Origin of the sequence: Acinetobacter sp. S4397-1 (genome assembly GCF_024129285.1) — a bacterium.
GTDB classification, from domain to species: Bacteria; Pseudomonadota; Gammaproteobacteria; order Pseudomonadales; family Moraxellaceae; genus Acinetobacter; species Acinetobacter lwoffii_C.
In genome coordinates, this window is the sequence record NZ_JAMXXZ010000051.1 from 1 (window position 1) to 8,665 (window position 8,665).

The 8,665-nt window shown below is 33.3% G+C and carries 9 protein-coding genes; 5 read left to right on the forward strand and 4 right to left on the reverse strand.

The features are described from left to right. Positions 1-133 precede the first annotated feature (133 nt). Positions 134-727: a hypothetical protein gene (locus tag NI467_RS13955; RefSeq protein WP_253153441.1), complete on the reverse strand. Its 594-nt coding sequence runs from the start codon at positions 725-727 to the stop codon at positions 134-136. A gap of 2 nt (positions 728-729) precedes the next feature. Next, positions 730-2,079, reverse strand: coding sequence for an AAA family ATPase (locus tag NI467_RS13960; RefSeq protein WP_253153442.1), 1,350 nt, complete (start codon positions 2,077-2,079; stop codon positions 730-732). A 248-nt stretch (positions 2,080-2,327) separates the two neighbouring features. Between NI467_RS13960 and NI467_RS13965 the strand changes: the two genes are divergently transcribed. Then, positions 2,328-2,576, forward strand: coding sequence for a hypothetical protein (locus NI467_RS13965; RefSeq protein WP_179991671.1), 249 nt, complete (start codon positions 2,328-2,330; stop codon positions 2,574-2,576). A gap of 114 nt (positions 2,577-2,690) precedes the next feature. Beyond that, on the forward strand, positions 2,691-3,257 hold the full coding sequence (locus NI467_RS13970; protein ID WP_253153443.1) for a hypothetical protein: 567 nt from the start codon (positions 2,691-2,693) through the stop codon (positions 3,255-3,257). Here NI467_RS13970 and NI467_RS13975 read toward each other — a convergent pair. Next, complete coding sequence (locus tag NI467_RS13975) at positions 3,254-3,445, reverse strand: hypothetical protein (protein WP_253153444.1); 192 nt, start codon at positions 3,443-3,445, stop codon at positions 3,254-3,256. The genes NI467_RS13970 and NI467_RS13975 overlap by 4 nt on opposite strands. A gap of 1,399 nt (positions 3,446-4,844) precedes the next feature. Between NI467_RS13975 and repM the strand changes: the two genes are divergently transcribed. Continuing rightward, entirely contained in the window at positions 4,845-5,774 is a 930-nt protein-coding gene (gene repM / locus NI467_RS13980; RefSeq protein ID WP_253153445.1) for a replication initiation protein RepM, read from the forward strand. 66 nt (positions 5,775-5,840) lie between these two features. Further along, positions 5,841-6,401 carry a plasmid replication DNA-binding protein gene (locus tag NI467_RS13985; protein ID WP_179991670.1) on the forward strand — a complete coding sequence of 187 codons (561 nt, stop codon included), beginning with the start codon at positions 5,841-5,843 and terminating at the stop codon, positions 6,399-6,401. 223 nt (positions 6,402-6,624) lie between these two features. Here the strand turns inward: NI467_RS13985 and tet(39) are convergent, their stop codons facing one another. Continuing rightward, the gene (gene tet(39) / locus NI467_RS13990) at positions 6,625-7,812 is read right to left on the reverse strand and encodes a tetracycline efflux MFS transporter Tet(39) (RefSeq protein WP_125279692.1); all 1,188 of its coding nucleotides are present in this window, start codon (positions 7,810-7,812) and stop codon (positions 6,625-6,627) included. 65 nt (positions 7,813-7,877) lie between these two features. Between tet(39) and NI467_RS13995 the strand changes: the two genes are divergently transcribed. After that, positions 7,878-8,519 (forward strand): TetR/AcrR family transcriptional regulator C-terminal domain-containing protein, encoded by a 642-nt coding sequence (locus NI467_RS13995; protein ID WP_004787586.1) that lies wholly within the window; start codon positions 7,878-7,880, stop codon positions 8,517-8,519. Positions 8,520-8,665: the final 146 nt, after the last annotated feature.

The following is an 8,665-nucleotide window of genomic DNA, read 5'->3' on the forward strand; positions in this document are numbered from 1 at the left end:
AACCGTCCGCTAAGGAAATTGCAAAAATGCATATTCTAAAAGCGGACATTTTTACTTTGGAGAAACCGGACATTTCTATTTTGGGCTTACATTTGGACTTCGTATAACGTGTATTATGTTAATTTTAGAAAGACTAAATAATAGGCATGCCTAGTATCTTTCTAATCTTAATACTACCTTGATCCTGTAAATAAATATAACCAGGATTATTAGAATCAGCTGAAGCAGGATTAAATCCTGTAGTTCTCTTTTGTAGATTACAATGAATTATTGCATAAAATCTTTTCCATGAAAGGATATCCTCTTTATAAGAAAAAATATCTTTATATTTCAATAAAAAAGAGTTAAGAAATTCTAAGAACAAATCTCCTGCAATCATTTTTTTTACATTTTCATTGTTTTTCAAACTAACAGATTTCATATCCATGATAAGAATAAATGGTTCGTTATCTATTACACCAATAAATATAGCATCACATGTTTTAAAAATTCCTTTAAAACAACTACCAATCATAAAGTTACGACAATCGAATCCCGTTATTTTATCATGATCAAAAATAACTACATCTTCAAAATCTGTAATCACTATTTTAGATAATACATCCGGTTTACCTATATTTTTACGTTCAATAATTTCGAAAGAATTAGGGGTAGATGAACTCTCAGAGATAAGTATTTTAGGTTCAACATTGCCTTTCAATAAGTTAATAACATCTATTGCAGGCATTATTATTCACCATATAATAAAGAATCTTGAATATTATTAAGCTTAATGATCTCATCATCAAAACTACTAATATTTATCCCATGAATTGGATCTACATTAACTTTTTCTAGCTCAATAGTATTCTCATTTTTTTTCGTCACATAAACATTTACATTTTGAGGATCGAGAGATTCATAACTTTCATACCCATACTTTTCTTTAATCCCACTAATATGTTCTGCACCATGATTCATTAATATAAGGTTATTCAACTCTCTAATAATATAATCACTATGAGTCGTTATGAAAACTTTAATTCCTTTTTTAACTAAAAGAGCTATGAATCTAGAAAAAAGCCTTTGATTTCTAGGATGTAGATTTAACTCAGGCTCATCAATCATTAAAATTTGATTTTTATGCGCAACAAAGTGTAGCCAATACCAAATCATTAATAATGATCTAACTGAAGTTGAAGACTCTCCTATTCTTAATTCAATATTTTCATCTTTCATTGAATTTGGACAAAAAATCATATCTCTTGTTGTCTCTTGAATTTTATATGATCCTGATGTGATTTTTTTAAATGCTTCTAATACATCTGGATTATCGTCAAGAAAACTTTTCTTAGACTTTCTTCTATTTAAATTATCAATCTGATCTAAGAATCTTAAATTATCTTCAATTGGACTAGCATAATCTCGATTAAATGGTGAATAATTTGGATTATCTTCTGACGAGTCTTGTAATAATTTTAAAATCATTTGCTCATCAAATTTTATTCTATTTCTAAATGCAGTAGCACCTGTTCTTTCTGCAGTGCACAAAAAAGCATTTATAGGGAAAAGTAAATCTAGAATACGTCTTCTAACAATGGTTTTTATAAATATTTCTGGAAGTTCTTTAATTTTTTCAAGATCTTCACATAAAATTTTTAAAACTGAACTATCTGAATCTTTAGTTAAACGAATTGTAGGAAAGATCATTAAAGAATGACTTTTCTTTTTCCAATCTAGTGGAATATTTAATGAAATATCAAATTTTGTTTTCTCAAATCTTGATTTATTCGTAGCAAATTGTTCAGGTAAAACTCTTAATGGGAATTTTATTGACCCTAATTTACATCGAGCTTCCCAGTTAGAAATTAATTCCTCTTCAATATTTACTTCAAAAAAACCATTTTCTAGTAGTTCTTTGATTTTTTGATCAGGAAATTGCCATGCAATTAATGAAGTCCATTCTTTATAAATAGAATAAATAGAATTAGTTACATAAGTTTTTCCAGTATTATTATTCCCACAAAGTATTGTGAGATCATTTAGTGTTATTTGCCCGTTTTCAATGGGACCTAAATTATTAAATTTAATATCTATCATAACAACTGTAACTTATGGCTTTATCTTACTATACTCAATATCTTAAAAGACTTAAACAAAGCTAGATAAAAGAATAGACAACTAAGCGCTTTTAAGCATTTAACATAAAATCTCTTATACGCAATTCATTCGTTTCTCAACACAAAAAATATACGACAACTTAAGACGCTCGCTTATGGGGCAAATATTGATCATAAGAAAATATTTATTATGATCATGAAATTACTTTTAATTTCATGGAAATAGTCATGTCTAAAAATGGCAAACAAACTTCAAAAGATGTTAGTTCATTAGCATCTGCCGTATTACGCGATCCATCATCTTCAGCAATTCAGAGACAGTTAGCTGGTTCGGCCTTATCTCAAGCAAATTCTGATAAGCAAACAGGAAGCACAATGGAAACAAAAGCATCGAATATCCTACAGAGTGAGAAATATAACGATACCACTAAAACTCTAGCGGCTTCGGTACTCGCCCAATCCAATAAGGAAAGATAATTTCAAGCTTAAGAGGCTAGTCTAAAATAGGTTAGCTTTTTACTTTTTTGAATTTCAGATTTTTGTTTAACCCGTCCCTATTAATATGTATTCGCACATTTCTATTATCAGCTTATGAATGAAGTAAAAGACCTTGAAATTAAATATTTATCAAACGATGAAGACCTATTTCATGTTGAGAAAAAAATTTACTTCCCGACATTCATATTCCAAGAATTTTTCGTTTTTCTATGCATAACCTTTGGTTCTTATTTTTCCATATTTATTTCTAGTCAAAAGTTTGCAACAGAAGAATCTTTCAGTAAATCATTTAACTTAGTTTTTGAATTTTTTACGATAGAAAATCTTATAGACACCAGCATTGGCTTATTTATCGTGATGGGGATTTTATGCTTTGTAAATCATCTGACTACACACTCAAAACTTAACATACAACCGATCTTAAATAGACTAATTAGTGCTGTCACAGATTTTTACTATCTTATGTTTTCGACCATTTTAGGCTGTATGGTTGGGCTATTCCATTTTCTACATAAATTTCCAACTATCAAAGAATATAACCAACTTCATCAACTTGCTGTAAGTGGTTTAATTACTATAGGATTAATCGGCTCAACAACTTCAATAGCAATACAGTTTTTCGTACATAAAAATAAAGTACTGCATAAAAAACCAGATTAACTCTGGTTTTTTTGTTCAGTCTCATCATTGGCCGAAAAAATACTTGGATTCGTGAGCCTGATGTTTTCCTGGCACTGATCGCATACCAACAGTCCTGCAAAAAGCTGTACATTTTTTCTTGATTGGTAAAGAGTACAAGCCTTCGGAAACATTATTGTATTTGCCATAGTAGTGATATGAGTGCTCATCACAATTCCTCGAATAAGATTTCTCACTATCTTCTCTTAAACTTCGTAGCTTGAATATTGAAGAAGATCCATTTTGAAAACTTTTGTAGAAAATAGAAATATAAATTATTGATATTAAAATTAAGAACTCAATTCTAGGCTTTAAAAACTTGGTTAAAAATCTTTCATTGAAAATTTTTAAAAGGCTGAGGAAGCCACACGAGCATGCCCTATCTAATTCATTAAACTGACCAAATTGACGTTTTTTATTAAACTCCTTATGATTGTTTTATGACTCGGTTTATTTATATTATTTTTCAAACACTTAAGATCAATTATTGAGTTTCCGTGACTCACCCTCTTATTTTAGTAATGACTCACCCTATTTAATTATAAATATCAATATCTTGGATTAATTTTTCTTATTTTTTGAGCTCAAATACTTGAGTCAAATTTTAATTCAAAATATCAAATACTTATATTAAAAAACTGTCTTTTCGTGACTCAGCTTTTTACTATAAATAAAATCACTCGAAAGCCTTATGTTATAAGGCTTTGAGGGTTGTCATCGTTAGATGCGTGGTGTGTGAGAAAAAAATACCGGCATGTGCCGGATCCTAGATTGGAAAATTGGCTAAGGTGACGTAGAGCTGGTTGCTTGGGGTTACATAAAAAAAAGTATTTATTTCTTGGTTTAGAAAACCACAAAAAAATGATTTCTTGTTCGTTTATCCAGGTTAAAAATTTCCAACTAAAATTTTAATTGTAAAATTTTCACAGAAAGCGTTCAAATGCGATTTAAGAGCCTTTAACTAAAAAACATAGGTTCCCATAGTTAAAAACAGAAAACAGCTCAAAAAACACAAATGAGCACGAAATAAAGAGGAATTTTGACTCTAGGTAGTGTTGTAGAGCGAGTGTCTACGAGCGAACTTATAAAATTTGCCTCTCGACCTCCCTGAAAAACAGTTTTTTAGACAGTTTAGCCCAATGAAGTTGTAAGTTTCATGCATAAATTTGCTCCTAGACCGAGCGAAGCGAGTGAAAAAGCTCTATGAGCGAAGCGAATTCCGAGTTGCTTTTTCTTTTTTTTAAAGTCACGAAATTCTGAGCCAAAAATTGCCCCTACGAACTGAGCGAAAGCGAAGTTCAATAGAGTTTGAGCGTAGCGAAAACCGAGGGCAATTTTTCATTCGTGGGGCTTTTAATTATTTTTAAGCTTTTAAATACTTTTAGATGGTCTGAAAACCTTTATTTATAACATTCTTAGAGATTATAAAACGAGGTTTACCTTGCATTAAAACGAGGTTTACCTTGCATTAAAACGAGGTTTACCTTGCATTAAAACGAGGTTTACCTTGCATTAAGCGAGTTAACAATATAACCTCGTCTTATTGAATTAAAAACATAATCTTCTCATATGAAAACAGAACTAATAGTTAAAGATAATGCCTTAATTAATGCCAGTTATAACCTTGATCTAGTGGAGCAACGGTTAATTCTTCTGGCGATCCTTGAAGCAAGGGAGTCCGGTAAAGGAATAAATGCTAATGATCCTTTAACAGTTCATGCGGAAAGTTATATCAATCAATTTGGTGTTCATCGAAATACGGCTTATCAGGCATTAAAAGATGCTTGTGATGATCTATTCGCAAGACAATTTAGTTATCAAAGCCTTAGTGAAAAAGGAAATGTTATTAATCACAAATCAAGATGGGTGAGTGAGGTTGCTTATATTGATAATGAGGCTGTTGTTAGACTTATCTTTGCTCCCGCTATTGTGCCTTTAATTACTAGACTAGAAGAACAATTTACAAAGTATGAAATACAACAAATAAGCAATTTAACAAGTGCTTATGCCGTTCGTTTATATGAAATATTAATTGCATGGCGTAGTACCGGAAAAACGCCTCTCATAACCCTGTACGACTTCAGACAAAAAATAGGTGTACTCGATACTGAATACAAACGAATGTATGATTTTAAAAAATATGTCTTAGACATTGCATTAAAACAAGTCAATGAACATACCGATATTACTGTCCAAGTTGAACAGCATAAGACAGGAAGATCAATTACAGGCTTTTCATTTAGCTTTAAACAAAAAAAGTCAGCTACTCAACCTGTCGGATCTAAAAGAGATCCAAATACATTAGACCTCTTTTCGACAATGACAGATAAACAACGTCACCTATTCGCCAATAAACTCTCCGAACTTCCTGAGATGAGTAAATATTCACAAGGTACAGAAAGCTATCAGCAGTTTGCTATACGTATAGCCAATATGCTGCAAGATACAGAGAAATTTAGAGAGTTACTTCCTTTGCTCAAAAAAGTAGGATTTCAATGACATTGTTAATTGAAATTGTTAAGTTAACAGTCAAGTATTAACACGAGTTGAAAACTGGTTTACATAATGAAAAAATTGTCAGTTTCAGAGTTGGCTAAGCTTTACGGATATTCGCGGCAAGCCATATATGCACATATAAATAAAGGAAATTTATCTAAAGGATCTGATGGATTAATTGACTTTGCAGAAGCCTTAAGAGTTTTTGGGGAACCAAAAAATAAAGATACTACTGTCAATCAAAGTCAATCAATTAACAGTCAAAACTTGACAGAAGTTGACCTATTAAAACATCAAGTTGACATACTGGAAAAACAGTTAAATCAAGCACTTTTCAGAGAGAATCAATCGCTAGAACGTGAATCGTTTTATCAAGAACAGATTGAGGCCATGCAGCGCTTACTAGAAGCACCAAAAGCCAATATGACTACGTTTACCGATCAAGAATCGGTGCAACCAAGCATGGCCAAAACAGATCCAGAGCTAGACACAGCAGAAGCTAAACATGACGGATTGACTACTCAGGAGCAAATAGAAAATGAGCACAGTCCAGTGCCTACACATATCGAGCCACAACCTAAAAAACGAGGTTTATTCGGTCGTTTGGCGAAAGCAGTTTTTGACAATTGATTCTTCACTGGAGCTAATCAAAGTTGTGAAACTTTGGTCAAAGAATAGGCGTGGAACGTGAATAATCACAAAAAAGCCGTTCCAGTGCGCTGTTTACTGGAACGGCTTTAGTTAAGATATTGATGCTTATAGGAAAATTTCAAGCATTTCGTATAAGGTGTATTATGTTAATTTTAGATAAACTATAGAATCCATTAGTTTTTAAACCAATAAATTAAATATTTTATGGAACTCCAGAATATTTATTCAGGCGATACTTAAGCAATAAGGGTAGGGTGATTACATAAAGTATTGCAGCTAATGCCCATACCATTCCAGGAGCTGATGCCTGAGTCATAAAATAGAGGCTAGTAACTAATACAGGACCAATTATAGCCCCCAGACTATTAAAACTGCTTAATAGCCCTTGTAATTCACCTTGTCTTTCATCACTAATACCTCTGGACATCATTGCTTGCAAAGCAGGAACGGCTACTCCACCAAGGGCAAACAATGGTAACAACGCAAAAGGCACCCATTCTTCAACAGCAATAGATAAAAGAAGTAAACCAATTGCATCGCAAGCTATTCCACATAACAACGTATTTTTCTCTCCAAACCTCTTTACCATAGGGGCGATAGCAAAAGCCTGTGCAATAGAATGGCATATTCCATAACTAGCAAGGGAAACACCTGCAATAAATATACTCCAGCCATAACGATCCTGCCCATAGATAACCCATAAAGTTGCGGGGACTTGTGAAACCAATGTGATAATTAAAAAGATACCAAGCAATGGAGCCATATTAGGTTGAGTGATCAAATAGGATAATTTCTTTAATATTGATTGCTCCTGAACCTTCTCAGTCATTTTATTGCTGTGTTTTGATTCTTTTAATAAGACTGCTGTCATTATTAAATTAATCCCATTCATAAAAGCAGCAGCAAAGAACGGTGCATGTAAGTTCCATTCACCCAAAACTCCACCTATTACCGGACCCGCTATAAACCCAATACCAAAGACAGCTCCAAGGAGACCAAACCTTTTTGCACGCTCATGGGCTGGAGTAATATCTGAAACATAAGCTGTTGCAACAGCCATGTTGGCACCTGTAATTCCCGCAAAAATACGACCAATATATAGCCACAATAGAGAAGGAGCAGCAGCCATTAGGAGATAATCAGCCGTTGCAACAGCAATTGAAATAATTAATACAGGTCGACGTCCAAATCGGTCACTCAACGCTCCAAGGATAGGTGCAAAAATGAACTGCATCAGAGCATACACAGCTAATAAAGCACCATAGTGAACACCGCCTGCTTCAGCTCCAGCCAATGACCGTAATAATTCAGGCAAGATCGGCATAATTAAACCAATCCCAACAGCATCCAGAAATATAGTGATTAAAATCACGCTCAATGATTTCTTCACAAATGCCTTCTCTAGCAATGATAGAATTAATATTCTCTCACACACTCCCTATCAGTGATAGATTTATGAGTAAAAAAGATATTGCACCTCAACGTCTGACACGTGAAATAGTCCTGCGTACCGCATTGGATATGTTGAATGAAGAAGGCATAGATTCAATAACCACACGCAAGCTAGCTCAACGATTGGGTATTAAATCTCCAACTCTATATTGGCATTTCAAGAATAAATCCTTGTTAATGGAAGCAATGGCGGAAACCATTATAAATGAACACCATTTAGTTTCTTTACCCATCGATGGGATGACATGGCAAGATTGGTTGCTCGCTAATTCTGTAAGCTTTCGTCGAGCACTACTAGCTTACCGTGATGGTGCTCGTCTACATGCAAGAACTAGCCCCAGTCAAGGACATTTCAACACGATTGAGGCCCAAGTTGCGCTGTTATCTCATGCTGGGTTTTCTCCTGTTGAAGCAGTTGCATTACTTATGACATTAGGAAGGTTTATTGTTGGGTGGGTCCTTGAGGAGCAGCAAGAAGAAATAAGATCAGACCCACCATTCGAAGCCGATCCAACTATATATCCACTCATGCTCCAAGGAGTGAATACCTTACAAAATATGAATGCGGATGACATTTTTGAAAATGGGATTCGTATGGTGATTATCGGTGCTGAAAGACAACTTGATATTAAAATGCAAACTTAACTCTATACTGCTTTAAGCAACTGTTCTATTTAGTAATAAAGCTTTTATCCTTAATTATTTAACATAATAGAGCTTATACGAAACGCTTTTAAAAATATTTTTATTTATCAACAACTTAAAAACCAACCATTGAGCACAAAATGAAC

Excerpts from the sequence above, each read along its gene's own strand:
- NI467_RS13965 (WP_179991671.1), top strand. The coding sequence starts at position 2,328 with ATGTCTAAAAATGGCAAACAAACTTCAAAAGATGTTAGTTCATTAGCA.
- NI467_RS13985 (WP_179991670.1), top strand. The coding sequence starts at position 5,841 with ATGAAAAAATTGTCAGTTTCAGAGTTGGCTAAGCTTTACGGATATTCG.
- NI467_RS13960 (WP_253153442.1), bottom strand. The coding sequence starts at position 2,079 with ATGATAGATATTAAATTTAATAATTTAGGTCCCATTGAAAACGGGCAA.
- NI467_RS13970 (WP_253153443.1), top strand. The coding sequence starts at position 2,691 with ATGAATGAAGTAAAAGACCTTGAAATTAAATATTTATCAAACGATGAA.
- NI467_RS13995 (WP_004787586.1), top strand. The coding sequence starts at position 7,878 with ATGAGTAAAAAAGATATTGCACCTCAACGTCTGACACGTGAAATAGTC.
- repM (WP_253153445.1), top strand. The coding sequence starts at position 4,845 with ATGAAAACAGAACTAATAGTTAAAGATAATGCCTTAATTAATGCCAGT.
- NI467_RS13955 (WP_253153441.1), bottom strand. The coding sequence starts at position 727 with ATGCCTGCAATAGATGTTATTAACTTATTGAAAGGCAATGTTGAACCT.
- NI467_RS13975 (WP_253153444.1), bottom strand. The coding sequence starts at position 3,445 with ATGAGCACTCATATCACTACTATGGCAAATACAATAATGTTTCCGAAG.